Annotated in this window: 16 protein-coding genes; 12 read left to right on the top strand and 4 right to left on the bottom strand. The window is 66.5% G+C overall.

Features of this window, described 5'->3' with window-relative positions; genetic code table 11:
- Nucleotides 1-155: 155 nt before the first annotated feature.
- The 5 genes from EHV23_RS14845 to EHV23_RS14865 all read left to right on the top strand — a co-directional run bounded on the left by EHV23_RS14845 (nucleotide 156) and on the right by EHV23_RS14865 (nucleotide 5,543).
- On the top strand, nucleotides 156-1,469 hold the full coding sequence (locus EHV23_RS14845; RefSeq protein WP_203229024.1) for a phospholipase A: 1,314 nt from the start codon (nucleotides 156-158) through the stop codon (nucleotides 1,467-1,469).
- 488 nt (nucleotides 1,470-1,957) lie between these two features.
- Nucleotides 1,958-2,593 (top strand): LemA family protein, encoded by a 636-nt coding sequence (locus EHV23_RS14850; RefSeq protein WP_238990511.1) that lies wholly within the window; start codon nucleotides 1,958-1,960, stop codon nucleotides 2,591-2,593.
- A gap of 64 nt (nucleotides 2,594-2,657) precedes the next feature.
- Nucleotides 2,658-3,830 (top strand): TPM domain-containing protein, encoded by a 1,173-nt coding sequence (locus EHV23_RS14855; protein ID WP_238990481.1) that lies wholly within the window; start codon nucleotides 2,658-2,660, stop codon nucleotides 3,828-3,830.
- 109 nt (nucleotides 3,831-3,939) lie between these two features.
- Nucleotides 3,940-4,437, top strand: a complete 498-nt coding sequence (locus EHV23_RS14860) for a TPM domain-containing protein (RefSeq protein ID WP_158616006.1) — start codon at nucleotides 3,940-3,942, stop codon at nucleotides 4,435-4,437.
- A 35-nt stretch (nucleotides 4,438-4,472) separates the two neighbouring features.
- Nucleotides 4,473-5,543 carry a DUF3108 domain-containing protein gene (locus tag EHV23_RS14865; RefSeq protein WP_125096745.1) on the top strand — a complete coding sequence of 357 codons (1,071 nt, stop codon included), beginning with the start codon at nucleotides 4,473-4,475 and terminating at the stop codon, nucleotides 5,541-5,543.
- A 165-nt stretch (nucleotides 5,544-5,708) separates the two neighbouring features.
- On the opposite strand, the gene EHV23_RS14870 is transcribed toward EHV23_RS14865, so the two are convergent.
- From EHV23_RS14870 to EHV23_RS14885, 4 genes are all read right to left on the bottom strand, one after another.
- On the bottom strand, nucleotides 5,709-7,052 hold the full coding sequence (locus EHV23_RS14870) for a DUF2325 domain-containing protein (RefSeq protein ID WP_125096746.1): 1,344 nt from the start codon (nucleotides 7,050-7,052) through the stop codon (nucleotides 5,709-5,711).
- A gap of 628 nt (nucleotides 7,053-7,680) precedes the next feature.
- On the bottom strand, nucleotides 7,681-9,477 hold the full coding sequence (locus tag EHV23_RS14875) for a glutamine--tRNA ligase/YqeY domain fusion protein (RefSeq protein ID WP_125096747.1): 1,797 nt from the start codon (nucleotides 9,475-9,477) through the stop codon (nucleotides 7,681-7,683).
- Nucleotides 9,478-9,497: 20 nt separating this feature from the next.
- The gene (locus EHV23_RS14880; protein WP_125096748.1) at nucleotides 9,498-9,872 is read right to left on the bottom strand and encodes an FKBP-type peptidyl-prolyl cis-trans isomerase; all 375 of its coding nucleotides are present in this window, start codon (nucleotides 9,870-9,872) and stop codon (nucleotides 9,498-9,500) included.
- A 233-nt stretch (nucleotides 9,873-10,105) separates the two neighbouring features.
- A complete protein-coding gene (locus EHV23_RS14885; RefSeq protein WP_125096749.1) occupies nucleotides 10,106-10,525 on the bottom strand; it encodes a hypothetical protein in 420 nt (139 codons plus the stop codon).
- A gap of 146 nt (nucleotides 10,526-10,671) precedes the next feature.
- Here EHV23_RS14885 and aroA point away from each other — a divergent pair, with 146 nt between their 5' ends.
- The 7 genes from aroA to EHV23_RS14920 all read left to right on the top strand — a co-directional run bounded on the left by aroA (nucleotide 10,672) and on the right by EHV23_RS14920 (nucleotide 18,524).
- A complete protein-coding gene (aroA, locus tag EHV23_RS14890; RefSeq protein ID WP_125096750.1) occupies nucleotides 10,672-11,991 on the top strand; it encodes a 3-phosphoshikimate 1-carboxyvinyltransferase in 1,320 nt (439 codons plus the stop codon).
- A 155-nt stretch (nucleotides 11,992-12,146) separates the two neighbouring features.
- Entirely contained in the window at nucleotides 12,147-12,851 is a 705-nt protein-coding gene (cmk, locus tag EHV23_RS14895) for a (d)CMP kinase (protein WP_125096751.1), read from the top strand.
- Nucleotides 12,852-13,131: 280 nt separating this feature from the next.
- Nucleotides 13,132-14,844, top strand: coding sequence for a 30S ribosomal protein S1 (rpsA, locus tag EHV23_RS14900; protein ID WP_125096752.1), 1,713 nt, complete (start codon nucleotides 13,132-13,134; stop codon nucleotides 14,842-14,844).
- 309 nt (nucleotides 14,845-15,153) lie between these two features.
- Nucleotides 15,154-15,453, top strand: coding sequence for an integration host factor subunit beta (locus EHV23_RS14905; RefSeq protein WP_125096912.1), 300 nt, complete (start codon nucleotides 15,154-15,156; stop codon nucleotides 15,451-15,453).
- A gap of 19 nt (nucleotides 15,454-15,472) precedes the next feature.
- On the top strand, nucleotides 15,473-15,799 hold the full coding sequence (locus EHV23_RS14910; protein WP_125096753.1) for a lipopolysaccharide assembly protein LapA domain-containing protein: 327 nt from the start codon (nucleotides 15,473-15,475) through the stop codon (nucleotides 15,797-15,799).
- A 4-nt stretch (nucleotides 15,800-15,803) separates the two neighbouring features.
- Nucleotides 15,804-16,988: a lipopolysaccharide assembly protein LapB gene (locus tag EHV23_RS14915; RefSeq protein ID WP_125096754.1), complete on the top strand. Its 1,185-nt coding sequence runs from the start codon at nucleotides 15,804-15,806 to the stop codon at nucleotides 16,986-16,988.
- 495 nt (nucleotides 16,989-17,483) lie between these two features.
- A complete protein-coding gene (locus tag EHV23_RS14920; RefSeq protein ID WP_158616007.1) occupies nucleotides 17,484-18,524 on the top strand; it encodes a ComEA family DNA-binding protein in 1,041 nt (346 codons plus the stop codon).
- Nucleotides 18,525-18,533: the final 9 nt, after the last annotated feature.

The raw sequence follows: 18,533 nt of genomic DNA on the forward strand, positions 1-18,533 counted from the left end.
ACCTCTTCCGTGTGCTGCAGCCTGGTGTCCCGGGCCATACCGACCTGGGAATGGTCCGAAGCCCGGGGATGCCGGGCTTCGATCGGTTGAAAAGTCGGCAGCGTATCATCTTTTTTGCGGGAAATCCCGGGTGACAGGCTGAGTAGAATCAGAGGATGAACATTTTCAGGTTGAAGACGCCCGTCTGGAGCGCGCTGGCCGTGCTTTTCGCCGCGCATGCGCAGGCCGCCACGCAGCTTCCCGGTGGCATGGTGCTGGTGCCCGCCAGCGAGGTCCGTGACGTGGACCGCGCCGCTCGCGAGGTCTCGCGCTGCGTGTCCATCCAGAGCGACCTGGACCGCCTTGCCTGTTACGACGAAGTGATGGCCCGGCGCCTGCCGTCGCCCGACCGCGACCTTCCCTCTGCCCGGCAGGGCAGGGTGGGGCTGAGCAGCCGTCCCGCACCGGCTTCGGAGGCGGACACGGGCGGCAGCCGTGCGGCGCCCCCGCCGTCGATGGGCCTGCGGGCCACACCGGCGCCGGCGCTCGGCGATGGCCTGGATGATGACGACGACAACGACAGCCCCCGCGGCAAGCTGCTGCTCGATGGCAGCCAGGCATCTCGGGCCGTGCAGGATGTGCGCCGCAGCCTGGGCAGCGACCTGACCGACCGCTGGGAGCTGGACGACGATGTCAACCGCGGGCGCTTCCTGTTGCGGCCCTACAAGCCGATGTACATCTCGTTCGTCGACTGGACCAGCAGCCTGAACCGCTCGCCGTATTCGCCCAACCCGTCCAACCGGGCCAGCAGCCTGGCAGGAGGCGATCGCAGCGTCAATGCCAACCAGGCCCGGCGCACCGAGGTGGAGTTCCAGATCAGCTTCAAGACCAAGGTGGCCGAGAACGCCTTTGGCGACAATGGTGACATCTGGGTGGGCTACACGCAGAAGTCGCTCTGGCAGATCTACAGCCAGCACCTGTCGCGGCCCTTCCGCGAAACCAACTACGAGCCGGAAGTGATGGCGGTGTTCCGCACGGACTACCGCATTGGCGGGTGGCACGGCCGGCTGGCGTCCGTGTCGTTGAACCACCAGTCCAATGGCCGTTCGCTGCCGCTGTCGCGCAGCTGGAACCGGGTGATCTTCCAGGTGGGGCTGGAGCGCGAACGCTGGACGCTGATGCTGCGGCCGTGGTGGCGCATCCCCGAAAGTGCGGCCGACGATGACAACCCCGACATCACCGACTACTACGGCCGGGCCGAGGTGGTGGGGGTGTATCGCCGCGGCGGGCACGAATGGGCGCTCACGCTGCGCAATTCCATGCGCATCGGCCATGGCCACGGCGCGGTGGGGCTGGACTATTCCTTCCCGATCAGCAGCTACCTGAAGGCGCACCTGCAGCTCTTCCATGGCTATGGGGCCAGCCTGATCGACTACAACCACCGCCAGACCCGCATCGGGCTGGGCGTGTCGCTGGTGCAGTGGCTTTGAGGGGGATCCGGGCCATTCGTTCCCACGGCACACTTTGGGCGCGCATGGTTGCGCTGGCAGTACCCCAGGCCATTGAGCCCAGACCTTGAGGTATGAGGTCCGTGCGATCTGCAGCCCTGTCCTGTACACCCCAACGGGGGTTGGCGGGGACGAATGCGTTCGTGACACGTTCCAGCCAGCCTGGGGATGGCTTCCTGCCGGGCGTGGCTGTGCTGCCTGCCGGTGTTGTGCAGCCTGCCGGCGCTGCGCCTGACCGGTCCGTCACTGCCTGCAGTGCCGTCGCAGGCCGAGGAGGCGCTGCAGGCTGAAGGGCTGTCGTTGCATATCGGGCTGTCGCTGTGTTTTACTGGCAGGATGCGAAGCCCGTCACGCGGCGCAAGGCAGGCCGATACAGGCCGAAACATCGCCATCGGGGCAAGCAGGTAACATCACCGGACCCCTTCTTTCATCGTGGCAAGGACACAAGGTACATGGCACAACCGACGACGATGGTGCAGCGTTCCACCGGACAGCGGGTTCTTCGCTGGTTTTTCGGTGCAGCAGTGGCCGGTTTTCTGGCTGGTGGCCTGACTGGCTGCGGCTACAACGACATCCAGCGCACCGACGAGGCCACCAACAGTGCCTGGGCCGAGGTGCTGAGCCAGTACCAGCGACGTGCCGATCTCATTCCCAACCTGGTCAATACCGTCAAGGGCTACGCCGCCCAGGAGAAGGAGGTGCTGACCCAGGTCACCGAGGCCCGCTCGCGGGTGGGGCAGGTCAACGTCAACCCGGGTGATGCCGGTTCGCTCAAGCAGTTCGAAAATGCCCAGGCCGAGATGGGCGGCGCACTGTCGCGCCTGCTGGTGGTGGCCGAGCGTTATCCGGAGCTGAAGTCCGACCAGAACTTCCGCGACCTGCAGGCCGAGCTGGCGGGCACCGAAAACCGCATCACCGTGGCCCGCAAGCGCTACATCGATTCCATCAACACCTACAACGTACTGGTGCGCGAGTTCCCCGTCAATCTCACCGCGAAGGTCATGGGCTACGCGCCCAAGCCGCAATTCTCGGTCGAGAACGAAGCCGCCATCAGCAAGCCGCCCACCGTCGACTTCGGTGGCGGCCAAACGGCGCCCGCCAAATAACCGGCCGCGTGGGCAACAGGCTGCGCGGGCAGTGGGCGTCACGGGCAGGAGACGGGACGGTTTGATGGCGTTGACACAACAGGAAGCAACGGTGCCGCGTGAAGGCAATCCCCGGCTGGGCCGCATCCTGCTGGTCCGCGTCCTGCCGGTTCGTGCCTTGCTGCCCTTCAGCCTGCTGCGGGCAGGTGCGATGCCGAACCGTTCTGCGACGAACGATGCCACGCCGGCTGGCGGACACCGGTCGGGCGGGGCGTGCGGGCTGGGCCGGATGTCCCGGGGGGTGATGGCGCTGTTGCACGTGGTGCTGGCGTGGCTGCTGGCCTGTCTGCTCCTTTCTCCCGTGCAGGCCCAGCAGCTGCAGGCCGTGCCGCCGCTGAAGGGGCCGGTCACCGACACGGTCGGCCTGCTCGATGCCAGCAAACGTGATGCCCTGGCCCAGCAGCTCATGGCGCTGAGCCGCGACAAGGGTAGCCAGGTGGCCGTGCTGATCGTGGCCACCACCCAGCCCGAGACCATCGAGGAATACAGCCTGCGCGTGGCCGAAACCTGGAAGCTGGGGCGGGGCAAACAGGCGGCCAACGGCAATGGCACGGCCATCGATGACGGCGTGCTGCTGCTGGTGGCACGCGACGACCGCCGGGCCCGCATCGAGGTGGGCTACGGGCTTGAGGGGGCCATTCCCGACAGCATGGCCAAACGCATCATCGACCAGCAGCTGCTGCCACGCTTTCGCCAGCAGGACTGGGACGGTGGCGTGAAGGCGGCCGTGGATGCCCTGATTGCCCGTATCAACGGTGAACAGCTGCCCGAACCGTCTGCCGGCAAGGCAGCCGATCCCTTCGATGTCTGGGCCGAGGATGTGCTGCCCCTGATGTTCTTCCTGGGGGTGGGCGGCATCATCGCCTCGGGTTTTTTCGGGCGCTGGCTGGCGTCCATCGGGGCCGGCGGCATCATGGGTTTCAGTGCACTGGGTATCCTCGGCTCACCGGTCCTGGCGGTGGTGCTGGGGCTGCTCGTGCTGGGCTTCGTGCTGCTGGTCACGCTGGGCACGGCGGGCAGCAGTATGCAGCAGGTGGGTCGCCATACCTATCGCCATGGCCGCGGTGGCCGTGGCGGGGGTTGGGGTGGCGGCTTTGGCGGTGGTTTCGGTGGCGGAAGTGGCGGCTTCGGTGGAGGCGGCGGCTTCGGCGGGGGCGGTGGTGGCTTTGGTGGCGGAGGTGCATCCGGTGGCTGGTGATCTGCATTCCCGACCCGGGCAGGCTGATGCCTCTCCCGGGGCTGATGCCTCTCCCGGGGCTGATACCGCTTCTGCGGGCCGTGCGCTGCCGGCGTCACACCGTGGCCTGATGGCCTGGTGGCGTCACAGTGGCCTGGCGCCCGATCCTGTCCTGCGGGCGTTCGACGATGCAGCTTTCGACCGCATCGAAGCGGCCATTGGTGCCGGTGAAGCCCGTCATCGGGGTGAAATCCGCTTCGCGCTCGAGCCACGGCTGGGCTGGCAGGCGCTGCGTCGCGGACTGGGCGCCCGCAGCCGTGCCCTGCAGATTTTTGGTGAGCACCGTATCTGGGACACCGAAGAGAACACCGGTATTCTCATCTACCTGTTGACGGCCGACCATGCGGTCGAGATCATCGCAGATCGCCTGGTCAACCAGCGCCTGCCAGCCAGCATCTGGCAGCAGGCCTGCCAGTGCATCACCCGGGCAGCCGTGCCAGGGGGGCAGCCGGTCGAGGGCGTCCTGGCTGCCATCGACCTGCTGACGCAGGCGCTCATCGAGGCGCTGCCGGCCCGGCCGGACGGTGTCAATCCCAACGAACTGGACAATCGGCCCATCCGCCTCTGAGGCGGCGTGCAGGCGGCCCACCGTCCCGGAGTTTCATGAGTCATTCCGAACGTCGCCGACAGTTTTCTGCAGCGCTCCTGGCCGCAGCGGGTACCAGTGTCGTCGGGCGCAGCACCCTGGCCCGCGAGGTACCGGCCAGCCGCGCCGTTGCCCGGGCCGCTGGTAGTGGTTCTGCTGGGGCCACACCCGTTGCCGTCGTCGCAGCCGCTTCTGCGCAGCCAGCGGCTTCCCGTGCTGCTGGGGCTTCCGGGGCCCGCGCGGCAGGAGACGCGTCTGTTGCTGCCAGCAAGCCTTCCGCCGGAACTGGTGCGGCTGGTACCGATGCCTCCGGTGGTGGTACATCCGACGCTGGTACTTCCGGTGCTGCTGCCGCGCCCACCGGGGCGACAGCCGCTGCATCACCCGGACAGGGGCGTACCCTGCCTTCGCTGCCGGCCAGCCTGTCGCTGGACTTCGATGTCTATTACGGCGACTACACCGACCGGGGCATCCAGGTGGCAGGTGCGGTCTACCGGCTGAAGCAGCAGGGGGGGCGCTATCGCCTCAGTACCGAGGCGCGGGCCAATGGCGTGCTGGCGGTGTTCTACTCGGGCACGATCGAGCAGGTGAGTGAAGGACTGCTGGGGGGGCAGGGTTTCGTGCCCGACCGCTATTCCGAAAAACGTGGCCGCCGGCCCGAGCGGCAGTACACCTTCGACCCCAAAACCCGGCGCGTCCGCCAGCTGGGTGATCCGGCCATCGATTACTCCTTCCCGGAGGGCACGCAGGACCGGCTGTCGATCTTCTTCCAGCTGGGCCTGCTGGCACGGGCCGACGCGTCGCGTTTCCGGGCTGGCGAGACCTTCGTTCTGCCTCTGGCAGGGTCCCGCCGTATCGACGAGCCATTCTTTCAGGTGTCGCGGCAGGAGAAGATCCGAACCAATGCCGGCGTTTTCGATGCCGTGCATGTGGCCGTCAGCCGGCCGGGTGACAGTGATGCACCACGTTTCGACATCTGGCTGTCGCCGTCGCTGAAGATGCTGCCGGTCCGTATCCGGGTGTTCGACCACGGAGGCGGCGGCAAGATCATCGACCAGGTGCTGCGGAACAGGCCGCAGGGGGTGTAACCTGCGAGTATGCGCATCCCGAGCGTGCGCGTAGTCCGCCAGTGCGTGTGGCTCGTCAGTGTGTGGTGTTGGTAATCGGTACTAGCAGCCAGATGGCGGCCACCAGCAGGGCAAAGCCGATCACTTCGATCCGGGCGCGGGTGCGGGGTGAGAACTGCGTCATCATCATGCCTCCGTGTCGACGGTAATGGGGATGGTCCGGGCATCCTGGACGCCCTGTACCAGGCCGCGTTCAAAGGCGCTGGCGCTGGGCTTGTCCACGTACACACAGCGCTTGCCGGTGCGCTTGCAGTGGTCCTTCACCAGCCAGTAGGCGCTGTGGCTGATGCAGCCCGCCTGGCAGATGACCAGATCGGCGGCTGCCAGGCTGGCATCGAGGCGGTGCACGCTGTCCTCACGGCCGCCGTCGTGGTGAATGAACCGTCCGCCTTTCTTCTCGACGATGCGCCGGTAGATCGAGATGGCTGCATGGCGTCCGCCCACGCACAGCACGGCGCGCGAATCGAGCTGGTCGGCCGACGGGCTGCAGGCCGGGCAGCCGTTCTCGGTGGCATGTGCCTCGGGCACGTCCTCGCGGGCCGTGGTGGCATCCAGCGGGGTGGTGGCGGGCTGCTCCGGTGCACTGCCGGGGGCCGTGATGTTGCGGCGCATGTCGACGATGCGCTGCATCAGTTCCTGGTTGCGTTCGCTCAGCCAGCGGACCTGTTGCGACAGCTCGATGCGGCTGTCCAGATCCTCGGCCTGGCGGCGCAGGGCCTCCAGCTCTTCCTGCAGCTGGCGGATGGTGTTTTCCTTGCCGGCATTGTCGGCGCGCAGACGCTGCACCTCGGCGTTCAGCGCCTCGGTTTCGGCGGCCTTGTCCACCTGCAGCTGCTGGTAGCGCTGCTGGGCCTTTTCGATGTCCTGCTGGCAGCGGGCGTGCTCTTCGGCCAGGGCGTGATAGCGCTCGTCGCGGTCACGCGTGCTGGCGCTGGCCTGGTGCTGCAGCATGTGCACTTCGCGATAGATGCGCTCGGCCGTGGCGGCATCGCAGCGCGGGTGGGTCATGCAGGCCCACAGACCCGCCGTGGTCTCGTTGCGGGCAATGAACTGCTGCCACTGCGCGTACAGGGCGTCGGCCGTCTTGACTGCTCCCAGCTTGCGCACGGCCATGGCATAGCGCTGGTCCAGCTCCTTCTGCAGCAGCTCGGACAGGCTGCCACGCCGGCGACATTCGTTGACGGCGTTGACATGCAGTTCGTAGTCGTCCTGGGGCAGGGGGGCGTCCATCGTCCGGGCGGCCAGCTTGCGGAGCGTACCCATCGACAGGCACAGCCCCACGATCGGACAGTGACAGTGTGCGGCCAGATCCCACAGCTTGCGACGGCGAGAACCATTGTCCGAGGCCGGCAGCCGCGAGGGCTGACGCATGGTCGGCTCGAAATTGCTGATGTCGAGGGCGCTTTCCGCCGGATTCTTCAGAATGGCCAGGGTTGGCCGCTCGCCAAGGTAGAGTTCACGGTCTTGCATGGGGACGTCTCGCTGACTGCGCGAATGAAACGGTCCTATAGTCTATTACTACTCATTATCATTAGCAAACGTAGTCGCCCGTTTCGATGCACGGTGGTGCCGAATGTTTTCGTGAGAAAACGTCAGATGGTTGGTGGATGATGCTGGATGGCAGCGGATTCGCAGGTGCCTGGCGACGCCGTCGGGTCCGGTGCTTCTACTGACAGCAGTCCCGGAAGCCTTCAGTTCAATACAGGAGGACAGATTGCACGGGGTCGGGGAAGTGGCGCAGTACGACCTGGTGCAAGCGACCTGACTGCAGAACGGGGGGCTTTATTGCGCAGAATGCGGGCTCAAGGCACGGAGTGCGGGAGCGTGTCAGGGGTATGGGGCAGGGTGCCATCCTGCCATGCACATGACATCCGCAAAAAACCGGCCTTCCCGCGTGGGCGCGCCGGTCAGCGTGCGCAGCAGCCGGCCGTCCCGCGTGGGTCGGGCAGATGCCCGCAGGGAAGGCCGGCAGGAGAGGAGGGGCGGCACGACAGCCAGAGGACTTGCCTGCAGCCCCTGTGTTGACGGCGCGCATCACGATCACGGTACCGTCTGCGGCAGGGCGCAGAGGGCTTGCCCGCAGCGCCCCCGGAGGGCCTCACTTTTTCTTGCCGAACGAGTCCTTCAGCGTCGTGACCCGGTTGAACACCGGCCTGTCGGCCGTGTGGTCGTAGCGGTCGGCCACGTAATAGCCCTGGCGCTCGAACTGGAACTGCTGCTCGGGCCGGGCCTCACGAATCTCCGGCTCGGCGTAGCCGGTACGCACGACCTTCGAGTCCGGGTTGATGTTGGCCAGTGGATCCTGTCCGCCGGCATCCGGCTGGGCGTCGAGGAACAGCGGCGCAAAGATGCGCAGCTCCACCGGCACGGCGTCGCTGGCCGATACCCAGTGGATGTTCCCCTTGACCTTGACGCTGTCCGCGCCCGGCGTACCCGAGCGGGTGTCGGGCAGATACTCGCAGTGCACCTGCAGGATCTCGCCGTTCTCATCGCGGTCCACGCCGGTGCAGCGCACGACGAAGCCGTGCCGCAGCCGCACGAGCTGCCCCGGCGTCAGCCGGAAGAAGCCCTTGGGCGTGGTTTCGGCAAAGTCCTCGCGCTCGATCCACAGTTCGCGGCTCAGCTCGAAGCTGCGCTGGCCCCACTCGGGGTGGTGCGGATGACGTGGCGCGCTGCAGGCGATCCGTTCGGCCGGGTCCATGTTGTCGATCACCAGCCGGATCGGGTCGGTGATGACGTGCAGCCGGTTGACCGTCGGATCCAGTACCTCGCGCACCGTCTGCTCCAGTACCGCCATGTCGATCAGCTGGTTGGCCTTCGACACGCCGGCCCGCTCGCAGAACAGCCGGATGGAAGCCGGCGAATAACCACGCCGACGCAGGCCCGCAATGGTCGTCATGCGCGGATCGTCCCAGCCCGTCACGATGCCTTCGTCCACCAGGGCCTTCAGCTTGCGCTTGCTGGTGATGGTGTAGGTGAGGTTCATCCGGGCAAACTCGATCTGCCGCGGCAACGGGGCATCCAGCAGGCCGGTTTCGGCCACGCGGGCCAGCAGCCAGTCGTACAGTGGCCGGTGATCCTCGAACTCCAGCGTGCACAGCGAATGGGTGATCCGCTCCAGCGCATCTTCCAGCGGATGCGCATAGTCGTACATCGGGTAGATCGGCCAGGCATCGCCCGTGCGATGGTGGTGTGCCAGACGGATCCGGTACAGGATCGGGTCGCGCAGGTTGATGTTGGGCGAAGCCATGTCGATCTTCGCGCGCAGCACCATCGCGCCTTCCGGGTGTTTGCCCTCCCGCATCTCCCGGAACAGCTGCAGGCTCTCGGCCACCGGACGGTCACGGAACGGCGAGTTGCGCCCCGGCTCGGTCAGCGTGCCGCGGTTCTCGCGGATCTGGTCGCCGGTCTGGCTGTCCACATAGGCGTGACCGGCCTCGATCAGCTTCAGCGCGATCTGGTAGAAGGTCTCGAAGTAGTCGCTGGCGTAGTACAGGTTGCACTCGCCATCGTCGAACTGCCAGTCGAAGCCCAGCCAGCGCACCGAATCGATGATCGCGTCGACGTATTCCTGGTTTTCCTTTTCGGGATTGGTGTCGTCGAAACGCAGGTGGCAGCGCCCCGCATAGTCGGCTGCCAGCTCGAAGTTCAGGCAGATCGATTTGGCGTGACCGATGTGCAGAAAGCCGTTGGGCTCGGGCGGAAAGCGCGTGCGGATGCGGGCCGGGTCGGCCTGGCCCTCGCGCTGCACGGCGGCCACTCCGGGGCGGCCGGCCCAGCGGCGCCCGTCGAGCTTCCGGCTGGCCAGGTCGGCATCCACCGCCTGACGGATGAAGTTGCTGACCGCGGTTGCGTCAGGGGCTGTGGCCGCGGAAGAGGTTTCGGGCGTCTTCATGTGCGTGAATGCCGGCAACCTCAGACGCCCAGCAGTTCGACATCGAACAGCAGCGTGGCGTTGGGCGGAATCACGCCGCCGGCACCGCGGGCGCCGTAGCCCAGGTCGGCCGGGATCAGCAGGCGCCGCTTGCCGCCCACCTTCATGCCGGCCACGCCCTCGTCCCAGCCACGGATCACCTCGTGACGGGCCAGGCCGAAGCTGAAGGGCTGGTTGCGGTCACGGCTGGAGTCGAACTTGCGGCCGGCGCGTCCACCCTCGGGGCTGGTCGGATCGGCCTCCCACAGCCAGCCGGTGTAGTGCACCTTCACGACCTGGCCCGGTTTGGCCTCGTCGCCGGTACCCACTTCGATGTCCTGGATGCCCAGGCCGTTTTCCCTGAATTCGAAACTCATGCTGTGCCCCTCGCCGGGTGGTCAAACAAAGCTGACAAAGATAGCACGGCGGGGGGTCGCTGGGGGCGTAACAAGGGGCTGTCCGTGCCGGGCAGGAAGGCCTCCTGGCGCATCCGGCGGCCGTACGGGTGCAGCTGGGCCCGGCACAGGCCGGGCCAGGGGGCAGGAACCGCACGGTGGCGGGACGAACAGGTTCGCAACGTGCGCCGACGGCCCGTTCGGCGACCCGACGTTCAGCGCGGATCCACCGTGGCCCAGCTGTCGACCAGCGGATTCACGTGGGTGTTGTAGTAATCCCCCAGCGCGGACAATTCGGTCAGTGTGTCGAAGCTGAATCCCTGACGGTTGCCGCGGCTGTCGATCAGCAGGTCGTTGAGCTGGCGGCGGAAGGCGGCCGGCGTCTCCCAGGTGGCCAGCAGGCGGTCGAGCATCCACGGATGTTCCTGCGTGCAGCGCAGCGGGCGGGCATTGGCCGGCATGCGCAGCAGCACGCGCTGGGCCTGCGAGCTGAGCTGGTGGGCGCCGGGGATCACCTCGTCGATGTCGCCCTGGGCGAGGGGGCGCTGGCCGGGGGCCGGGGGCGGTTCGATGGCAACTGCCCGCGGCACGATACGGGGGGCCGATTTGCTCGATTGACGAAACCAGTTGAACATAACCGTTTGACCAGGTTGATGCCTGCGGCCGGAGGAACTGGGTGTGCGTTCCGGCCCGGGGCGTTGCGGAATCCTTCCAGCCGTCCTTCTTGCTGGATCGACCGCCAGTCTAGGAAAAACCGGTGTTCATCGGGAGGAATTTGTTCATGTTTCAGGCATACGAAGTGGCCCCGGGGGGGCAGGTTTCCGGTGACATCCGGGTTCCGGGTGACAAGTCGATCTCGCACCGGGCCATCATGTTCGGTGCACTGGCCGAAGGCGACACGGTGGTCAACGGTTTTCTGGAAGGGGCCGATGCGCTGGCAACTGCCCAGATCTTCCGGGCCATGGGCGTGCAGATCGACGGGCCGGTGGATGGCCGGGTGGTGGTGCACGGTGTGGGCCTGCATGGCCTGAAGGCGCCGGCCGGCGATCTGGACTGTGGCAACTCCGGTACGTCCATGCGGCTGCTGTGCGGCATTCTGGCGGGCCAGCGCTTCGGCAGCCGCATGGTGGGCGATGCCAGCCTGTCGCGCCGTCCCATGCGCCGGGTGATCGATCCGCTGGCCACCATGGGGGCGCGCATCGACAGTCACGAGGGCAAGCCACCCCTGCAGGTGCATCCGGTGGCCGGCCTGAAGGCGGTGGATTTCACCATGCCGGTGGCCAGTGCCCAGGTGAAGTCGGCCCTGCTGCTGGCCGGCCTCTACGCCGACGGCGAGACCCGCGTGACCGAGCCAGCCCCCACGCGTGATCACACCGAGCGGATGCTGACGGCCTTCGGCGTGCAGGTCGGGCGCGACGGCGCGACGGCCTCGGTCAAGGGCGGGCAGGCACTGCGCGCCACGCAGGTGGATGTGCCGGCCGACATTTCATCCGCCGCGTTCTTCCTGGTGGCAGCCGCCATCTGCCCGGGATCCGATCTCATCCTCCGTCATGTGGGCATGAACCCCACGCGGATCGGCGTGCTGCACGTGCTGCGGGCCATGGGCGCCGACATTACCGAACTGAACCCCCGGACGGTGGGGGGCGAGCCCGTGGCCGACCTGCACGTGCGGGGTGGGCACCTGCGCGGCATCGCCATCGACCCGGCCTGGGTGCCACTGGCCATCGACGAGTTCCCGGCGCTGTTCATCGCGGCCGCCTGCGCGGAGGGCACGACCGAACTGCGCGGGGCCGAGGAACTGCGCGTCAAGGAGTCCGACCGCATTCAGGTGATGGCCGACGGTCTGGCTGCCATCGGCTTTCCGGTCACGGTGCTGCCCGATGGCATGCGCATCGAAGGGCGGGGTGGCGAGGCCACGCCGTTTGCCGGCGGCACCATCCAGTCGCATGGCGATCACCGCATCGCCATGTCCTTCACCGTGGCGGCGCTGCGCAGTCGTGGCGCCATTCGCGTCGAGGACACGGCCAACGTCGGCACCTCGTTCCCCGGTTTCGTCGATCTGGCGCGGCAGGTGGGGCTGGGCGTGCAGGTGCTGGGGTAGCCGGCGCGAATCCCCGGTGCGGCAAACGGGCGATGGTGAGACAATCAGGGTATTGATTTTCAACCATCGACCCAGGGGCTGGCCGGTCCCTGCAGCCGGCCTTCCGGCCGGGGCAGGGCGCGGGCCCGTCCCGGACATCCCGAAGGAGACCCGACATGTCTGCACACGCCCCGCACGAATCCCGCAAACACCATGAAAATCATGCGGTACCGGTCATCACCATCGATGGTCCCACGGCGTCGGGCAAGGGGACCGTGGCCGTTCTGGTGGCGAAGAAGCTGGGCTTTCACTACCTGGACAGTGGCGTGCTGTACCGTCTGGTGGCCATGAAGCTGGTGCAGGCCGGTGAGGACGGGGCCAACGAGGCCGCAGCCGTGCGTGCCGCCGAATCGCTCGATCCGCAGTTCGGCCCCGAGGGTCAGGTGCTGCTGGAGGGTGTGGACGTATCGGCCGACATTCGCGCCGACGGTATCGGCCTGCAGGCCTCGCGGCTGGCCGTGCACCCGGCCGTGCGCCAGGCGCTCAATGTCATCCAGCACCGTGCCCGTCGCGCGCCCGGGCTGGTGGCCGATGGCCGTGACATGGGTACCGTCGTCTTTCCCGACGCGCCGCTGAAGGTGTTTCTCACGGCCAGCGTGCAGGCGCGCGCCGAGCGCCGGTACAAACAGCTGCTGGAAAAGGGTTTCTCTGTTAAACTTGAAAAGATTTTGCACGATCTGCAGGAGCGCGATCACCGCGATGCCGGCCGGGCCATTGCCCCGCTCAAGCCCGCGGCCGATGCCTTCTGGCTCGATTCGGCTGGCCTGACCATCGGCGAAACGGTGGAGAAGGTGCTGGCTGCCTGGCAGCAGCGGCAGTGAGCGCCTCGGCAGCATCGGGCCGCGGCCTTCCGTGTGGCCCTACTCACGGTGACCTGGCCATCCTGCCAGCCATGCATCATGGCCACCCAACCGGTTGGCTGTGGCCTGGCCCGGCGCTGCAGTGTGCAGATCAAGGTTTTCAGGCTGCCGTGTCCATGACGGCAGCCTCTGTGCCCGGTTCGCCGTCACGCTCCGGCGGGCCGGGATTTTCCGCAACACCGCTGGCCGGTCGTGGCATGCATGGACAGCCACGCCGCCGGCGAGAATCTTTTGGATATCAATGAGCACTGAAGTTACCCAGAATCCGGCATCGGAAGACAGTTTTGCCGCCCTGTTCGAGGAGTCCCTCAAGCGCCAGGAAATGCGGCAGGGGGAGGTGATCACCGCCGAAGTCATCCGGGTCGACCATAACTACGTGGTCGTCAACGCCGGCCTGAAATCGGAAAGCTACGTCCCGGTCGAGGAGTTCTACAACGATCGCGGCGAGCTGGAGGTTCAGGAAGGTGATTTTGTATCGGTTGCCATCGACTCGCTCGAAGACGGCTTTGGCGAAACCCGCCTGTCGCGTGACCGCGCCAAGCGCCTGGCTGCCTGGGTGCAGCTGGAACTCGCCCTGGAGTCCGGCGATCTGGTCACCGGTACGGTCACCGGCAAGGTCAAGGGCGGCCTGACCGTCATGACCAACGGTATCCGTGCTTTCCTGCCGGGTTCGCTCATCGACACCCGTCCGGTCAAGGACACCACCCCGTACGAAGGCAAGACCCTCGAATTCAAGGTCATCAAGCTGGATCGCCGCCGCAACAACGTCGTGCTGTCGCGTCGTGCCGTCATCGAGCTGTCGCAGGGCGAAGAGCGCGCCAAGCTGCTCGAGACGCTCAGCGAAGGCGCCATCGTCCAGGGCGTGGTCAAGAACATCACCGACTACGGTGCGTTCGTCGACCTGGGTGGCATCGATGGTCTGCTGCACATCACCGACATGGCCTGGCGCCGCGTCCGTCATCCGACGGAAGTGCTGCAGGTCGGCCAGGAAATCACTGCCAAGGTGCTCAAGTTCGACCAGGAGAAAAACCGCGTCTCGCTGGGCATCAAGCAGCTGGGCGAGGATCCGTGGGTCGGCATCAGCCGTCGCTACCCGCAGAACACCCGCATGTTCGGCAAGGTCACCAACATCACCGACTACGGTGCGTTCGTCGAGATCGAGCCGGGCATCGAGGGTCTGGTGCACGTGTCCGAAATGGACTGGACCAACAAGAACGTCAACCCGAGCAAGGTGGTCAGCCTGGGCGACGAGGTCGAGGTCATGGTTCTGGAGATCGACGAGGACCGTCGCCGCATCTCGCTGGGCATGAAGCAGACCCACGCCAACCCGTGGCAGGAATTCTCCGAAAACCACCGCCGCAACGACCGTGTCAAGGGTTCCATCAAGTCGATCACCGACTTCGGCGTGTTCATCGGCCTGCCCGGTGGCATCGACGGTCTGGTGCACCTGTCCGACCTGTCCTGGAACAAGTCGGGTGAAGAAGCCGTGCGCGACTTCAAGAAAGGCGACGAAGTGGAAGCCGTGGTGCTGGGCATCGATGTCGAGCGCGAGCGCATCTCGCTGGGCATCAAGCAGCTCGAGGGCGACCCGTTCACCAACTTTGCCTCCACCCATGACAAGGGTGCGGTGGTCACCGGCACCGTCACCAGCGTGGATGCCCGTGGCGCCACCATCCAGATCGAGCCGGAAGTCGAAGGCTACCTGCGTGCCTCCGAAATCTCGCGCGATCGTGTGGAAGACGCCCGCAACCACCTGACCGAAGGCGCCACGGTCGAGTCGATGATCATCAACATCGACCGCAAGAACCGTTCGATCGCCCTGTCGATCAAGGCACGCGAAAACGCCGATACGGCCGACGCCATGCAGCGCATGGCCGAAAGCTCGGCGGTCAGCGGCACCACCAACCTGGGTGCCCTGCTGCGTGCCAAGCTGGACAACCAGGATCGTTCCTGATCGTCCATCGGGTCATCCCCGGATGGCCCACCGTCCGAAGGGGAGGCCAGTGGCCTTCCCTGGGCCGGCACGGCTGCCCGGTCATCCTGCCTTCCAGACGAAGGGCAGGGGGCCGGGCAGTTTTTCTGTGCTTCCTTTATCATAGGGCGTGTTATGGACTCGTTCGTCCCCGCAGAAGCGCTTCCGGGCGTGCAGGACAAGGCGGTCATGCCGCAGCATCCTGGGTGCTTTCACGGGACTCCTTGCTGAATATTCAAGATGGCAGTGACCGATTCACTCGACGCAGACGACCAGTCGGCACCCGGCACGATGACCAAGTCGGAGCTGATTGCCAAGCTGGCAGAGCGCTTCCCGCAGCTGGTCGCCAAGGACGCCGAATACGCCGTCCGTACCATCCTCGACGCCATGGCCAGGGCGCTGGCAGACCGCCACCGCATCGAAATCCGTGGCTTTGGCACCTTTGCGCTGTCTCACCGCCATTCGCGGATGGGCCGCAACCCCAAATCCGGCGAACCCGTTCCCGTACCGGAAAAGCTGGTTCCCCATTTCAAACCCGGCAAGCAGTTGCGCGAAAGCGTCGACGGGGCGCTGCACGCGACCGCTTCCTGATTCCTTCGGTCCTTTGCCCATGCACGTGATCGCCTGGCTGCTCAAAATCGTCATCTTCATTGCCCTGCTGGGGTTTGCACTGGGCAACACCGAGTCCGTGCACCTCGGCGTGTTCGGCAACCAGGAGCTGGGCCTTGACGGCCCGCTGGTGGTGTTCCTGCTGCTGTTCTTCCTGTTCGGGCTGCTGGTGGGCTTTCTGTCGGTGGTGCCGCGCAGCATCCGCCAGGGGCGGCAGCTCAAGCGTCTGCGTCGTGACCTGGCCCGCCTGCAGGAGCAATCCGGCCATGTCTCCGACGATGCCACCCTGCTGGGTGTTTCCTCCGCCGACCGTCTGACGGTACGCTGAGCCCATGGAGTTCGAATACTGGTGGCTGCTGGCCATTCCGCTCGCCTTCGGACTGGGCTGGCTGGCCTCGCGCGGCGAGAAACGTCTGGACGACCAGCCTGCACCGCTGGGCAATGCCTACTTTCGCGGCGTGAACCTGCTGCTCAACGAGCAGTCCGACAAGGCCATCGATGCCTTCGTCGACGTGGTTCGCATCGAGCCCGAGGCCAGCGAACTGCATTTTGCGCTGGGTTCGCTGTTCCGGCGTCGGGGCGAGACCGACCGGGCCATTCGCGTGCACCAGAACCTCGTCGACCGTGCCGATCTCGACGGCCAGACCCGTGCCCATGCGCTGTATGAGCTGGGGCTGGACTTCCTGAAGGCCGGCTTGGTCGACCGCGCCGAAGACAGCTTCAACCGCCTGCAGGGCACCGAATATGCCGAGGCCGCCTCGCGACAGCGGCTGGAAATCGCCCAGCGCAGCCACGACTGGGAACGCGTCATCGAACTGGCCCGCGCCACGCCGCCCGAGCCCGGGTTCGACCCGGCGCTGATCATCGCCCAGGCCTCCTGCGAGCTGGCCATGGCGGCGCTGCGCAGCAAGAAGTTCGAGCAGGCGCACCGCTTCGTGCAGCAGGCCCGCGAGGCACGGCCCAATCATCCGCGTCCGCTGATCGTCGAAGGCGAGATCGCCCTGGCGGAAGGGCAGCCTGCCGCGGCCATCGAGGTCTGGTCCAGACTGGCCGATGAGCACCCCGAGCAGGTCGAGCGTGTGGTCGATCACTGGCTCAAGGCGGCCGATGCCGTTGGTGGTGCCGACGGGGTTCGCTTGGCCATCGCCCGCATGCAGCGGCTCGATGTTGCGCAGTCACCCGCCATGCTGCGGGCCATGTCCGAGGCAGTGGCCCGCCTCGATGGCAAGCCGGCCGCGGCCCAGTGGGTGCGCCAGCTGGTCACCGAGCACCCGACGCTCAACGGGCTGGAGGTGCTGCTGTCGCTCTCGCGCAGCGGCAACCGCACGGGTGCCACCACCGTCGAAGACCTCGACGAAGACGCCCTGGCCGCTTCGCTGCGCAAGCTCACCCAGCGCATGAGCCACTATGGCTGCCGCATCTGCGGTTTTCGGGGCCAGCAGTATTACTGGCAGTGCCCGGGCTGTGGCAGCTGGGACAGCTACCAGTCGCGCTCCAGCGAGGAAAGCGTGTCCTGAAGGTCTTGTGTCCTGAAGGACTTCCTTCAAGGTGCATTTTCTGGCAAGGCAACCGCTGCAGAAGCCCTGCGGTCCCTTGATGCCCATGCCCGGATGGCCCAGTGCGTTGCCGTTTGCCGCCGACAGCGCTGCGCCACTGCCGCCATGGCAGCCTTCTGGCTTCATCCCGATCATGCCCTCAAAAGCGCCCGGAGACCTTTGCAGCGCTCGGGAAACCTTTGCAGGCTTCCAGGGTATATTTCCCGGGCAGGGCCTCCCTCCTTTGCGTGTGACCTCGCGCACACTTGTCCATCTGGCCGATAGGCAGCCGGCCGAATCCTTCCTAGCATGGTGTTTCCCCTGCCGGACAACGCCATGCCTGCCACCTCCCACCGTCATCTTCTTCTGCCCCAGTCTTTGCGTCTGTTTTTGCCCCGGTCCCTGGCCCTGCTGATGATGCTGGCCTGTCTGTGGACCGGCATCTGGCCGTCCGCCGCCCAGGCGTCACCCCGGACCTTGACTCCGGATGCAGACCACGCGCAGCCCGACCCGTTTCCGGATGATTACGTCCGGGCGTCCATCCGGCCACCCGATGCCCGTCATGCAAAGTCCGGGGCCGATCCGTTTCCGGACGATTCTGCGCAGCCCTCCGTCCGGCCCGTGGATGCCAATCACGCCACGGTCGGGGAGCTGCAGACGCTCCGAGGCGTGGGCCCTGCCATGGCCGAACGGATCATCGCCGCCCGCACCGAACGCCCCTTCGACAGCTTCGAGGACTTCGCCAGCCGCGTGCGAGGTGCTGGCCCGAAGCGCCTGCAACAATGGCGGGCAGCCGGACTGACCTTGCGGTCTGCCTCCTCATCCATCCAGGATGCGATGCATCTTCAGACCGGGAAGGTCCACGCGCCAACACATATACGGGGTGCCCAGGTACCAGCCCGGGCAGTGACCTCCGGCCAGAAGGCGCCGGAGAGAGGCTTGCGTGCCATCCCACCGCTCCGGCGGCAGGTATCGGCTGCACCAGCGGGCAAACCCTCCGCCACACTGCCATTGGTCGTCCCGGCTGAAACCATCGTGGGTCATCCGGCAGTCGTGTCCCCGGATTCCGGCACCCGCGCCCTGCGCAGGACGGGCGGCGCCACGAGCGCTTCGCGCAGCACGCATGGCAGCGCCCGTGCCTCACACAGCACGGATCACCCAACCCGCGCCGATCATCACCCAACCCGTGCCCATTCCGTTCGCTCCGACACCGAATTGGCCAGCTCCGATGGTGAAGCCACGCATCCCGACAGCCGGCCCTTGCGCCGGATGTCCACTGCCCGAACCCATCGTTCACACCCATCCGGTCACACAAGTGCCCAGCGCACCTCGATGGCTGCAGGTTGCCAGGGTGCCTCCCGTTCCTGGCGCCAGACCCGGACGGGCAGGGGATCAGGCCATGGGGGCCGTGCCAGCGGGCAGGTTCGCAGCCGCTCGCCTTCCATGTTCGACGCCCGGCCCCTGTTTGACTGCCAGTCGCTGTTCGACGAACGTTCCCGCCTTGCGCCGCGTTCGTGATCCTTCCTT

Origin of the sequence: Lautropia dentalis (genome assembly GCF_003892345.1) — a bacterium.
GTDB lineage: Bacteria > Pseudomonadota > Gammaproteobacteria > Burkholderiales > Burkholderiaceae_E > Lautropia > Lautropia dentalis.

What these genes read in the sequence shown, in the direction of transcription:
- EHV23_RS14845 (WP_203229024.1), top strand. Translation starts at nt 156, where the DNA reads ATGAACATTTTCAGGTTGAAGACGCCCGTCTGGAGCGCGCTGGCCGTG.
- EHV23_RS14850 (WP_238990511.1), top strand. Translation starts at nt 1,958, where the DNA reads ATGGTGCAGCGTTCCACCGGACAGCGGGTTCTTCGCTGGTTTTTCGGT.
- EHV23_RS14855 (WP_238990481.1), top strand. Translation starts at nt 2,658, where the DNA reads ATGGCGTTGACACAACAGGAAGCAACGGTGCCGCGTGAAGGCAATCCC.
- EHV23_RS14860 (WP_158616006.1), top strand. Translation starts at nt 3,940, where the DNA reads ATGGCCTGGTGGCGTCACAGTGGCCTGGCGCCCGATCCTGTCCTGCGG.
- EHV23_RS14865 (WP_125096745.1), top strand. Translation starts at nt 4,473, where the DNA reads ATGAGTCATTCCGAACGTCGCCGACAGTTTTCTGCAGCGCTCCTGGCC.
- EHV23_RS14870 (WP_125096746.1), bottom strand. Translation starts at nt 7,052, where the DNA reads ATGCAAGACCGTGAACTCTACCTTGGCGAGCGGCCAACCCTGGCCATT.
- EHV23_RS14875 (WP_125096747.1), bottom strand. Translation starts at nt 9,477, where the DNA reads ATGAAGACGCCCGAAACCTCTTCCGCGGCCACAGCCCCTGACGCAACC.
- EHV23_RS14880 (WP_125096748.1), bottom strand. Translation starts at nt 9,872, where the DNA reads ATGAGTTTCGAATTCAGGGAAAACGGCCTGGGCATCCAGGACATCGAA.
- EHV23_RS14885 (WP_125096749.1), bottom strand. Translation starts at nt 10,525, where the DNA reads ATGTTCAACTGGTTTCGTCAATCGAGCAAATCGGCCCCCCGTATCGTG.
- aroA (WP_125096750.1), top strand. Translation starts at nt 10,672, where the DNA reads ATGTTTCAGGCATACGAAGTGGCCCCGGGGGGGCAGGTTTCCGGTGAC.
- cmk (WP_125096751.1), top strand. Translation starts at nt 12,147, where the DNA reads ATGTCTGCACACGCCCCGCACGAATCCCGCAAACACCATGAAAATCAT.
- rpsA (WP_125096752.1), top strand. Translation starts at nt 13,132, where the DNA reads ATGAGCACTGAAGTTACCCAGAATCCGGCATCGGAAGACAGTTTTGCC.
- EHV23_RS14905 (WP_125096912.1), top strand. Translation starts at nt 15,154, where the DNA reads ATGACCAAGTCGGAGCTGATTGCCAAGCTGGCAGAGCGCTTCCCGCAG.
- EHV23_RS14910 (WP_125096753.1), top strand. Translation starts at nt 15,473, where the DNA reads ATGCACGTGATCGCCTGGCTGCTCAAAATCGTCATCTTCATTGCCCTG.
- EHV23_RS14915 (WP_125096754.1), top strand. Translation starts at nt 15,804, where the DNA reads ATGGAGTTCGAATACTGGTGGCTGCTGGCCATTCCGCTCGCCTTCGGA.